We start from the raw sequence: 1343 nt of genomic DNA, 5'->3' as shown, positions 1-1343 counted from the left end.
CCGGTCACCTTCGACGCCGACGACGCCGACTCCGAGCCGTCCCCGCCGCTGGCCAAGGCCACCGATTGGGTGAACGTGGAGCTGGATCTGGGCGACGGGCCCAAGCAGTACCGCCGCGACACCAATGTGATGCCCCCTGGGGCGCGTGAACGCGACCGCGCGAAGGATCCTGCACCTCCGGCGGCCGTGAGCAGGCGAGCGAGGGAGCACCACAAAGGGCTCAGTGCCAGGGCGTGATCTCCACGACGCCGGGCTTGTACTCGAAGTGCCACGGCTCGTAGTTGCCCATGCCGCCCCGCTGCGCCCACGGCGGGTTCTCCCACCCGTACGCCGGCCCGTTCTCCCACAGCCACCCGTAGACCTCGCTGGAGCGGTACTCGTCGCCGCACAGGTCGATGGCGAGCCCCCACCCGTGCATGGACGTGCCGGGGGTGGCGGCGAGGTAGCCGCGGCTGGCCTTGACGGCGTACTGGGAGGAGATGGAGCGGTAGCTGTCGACGAGGCACAGGTCGCGGCCGAAGCGGACGCGGAACGCCTCGTTGAGGGCGCTGAGGGCGACGGCGGCGTCCGCGCGCAGCTTCTCGCCGGGCTGCCAGATGTCGCAGAGCGAGTGGTCGGCGAGGCTGCCGTTGCCGCCGTCGATGGAGGCTCCGGAGTCACAGCCGGGCAGGGGGCTGCGCTCGGCGGTACGGCTGGCGGCGGACGCCTCGACGCGCACGTCGCGGGGCGCGGCGGCGATGCCCTGGGAGGTGCGGGGGGTCTCGACGCCCTGCTCGAGGAGCGCCAGCGTGGAGGGACCGGTGGGCTGGGTGTCGAGGTCGAACGGGGTGCCGCCGTGCGCCTGGCCGTCGGTGACGAGGGGCGCGGCGATGGTGGCGGCGGCGAGCGAGCCGAGCACCGTCAGGCGGGTGACCCAGGCGTGCCCGGCGGGGGCGGCGTGCCGGCCGCCGGAGCGGTCGCCGCGGGCGGCAGCGGGGCGCTTGCGGGGCTTCTTGCCGGCCCGGGCGAGCTCCGCCTCCCGCATCTCGCGACGGGAGCGCGGCGTGGCTGCGTCACCCTGCGACGTCGCCTCCACGGCACCTCCGCGCTCGTGCTCCGGGCGGCCGCCATGGTCGCCCGTGCTCCTCGGACCCGAACACGGACCGCCCGGCGTCGCGTGCCCTGCGCGCGACCGACGAGGCGATCCGTCACGGAACCATAACGGGGTCAGGCTCCCCCGCCAAGTCCCCGTCCACAGGCGGTCAGGCCGCGGCCGGGGCCGCGCGGCGTGGGAGGGTGTCCACCCTGCTCACGGTCGGCGCTGCATCGCGTCGCGCACCTCGCCCACGAGCTCCTCGAGGACC

2 protein-coding genes are annotated in these 1343 nt (G+C 74.9%); one reads left to right on the top strand and one right to left on the bottom strand.

The genetic code is table 11. The features are described 5' to 3' along the window. A partial coding sequence (locus ACFWEK_RS21665; protein ID WP_430555384.1) for a hypothetical protein occupies positions 1-237 on the top strand: 237 nt, incomplete at its 5' end. On the opposite strand, the gene ACFWEK_RS21660 is transcribed toward ACFWEK_RS21665, so the two are convergent. Further along, on the bottom strand, positions 221-1075 hold the full coding sequence (locus ACFWEK_RS21660; RefSeq protein ID WP_430548269.1) for a D-alanyl-D-alanine carboxypeptidase family protein: 855 nt from the start codon (positions 1073-1075) through the stop codon (positions 221-223). The genes ACFWEK_RS21665 and ACFWEK_RS21660 overlap by 17 nt on opposite strands. Positions 1076-1343: the final 268 nt, after the last annotated feature.

This window comes from Isoptericola sp. NPDC060257 (assembly GCF_042726645.1).
Lineage (GTDB): Bacteria > Actinomycetota > Actinomycetes > Actinomycetales > Cellulomonadaceae > Isoptericola > Isoptericola nanjingensis.
This window is presented reverse-complemented; position numbering and strand designations above follow the sequence as displayed.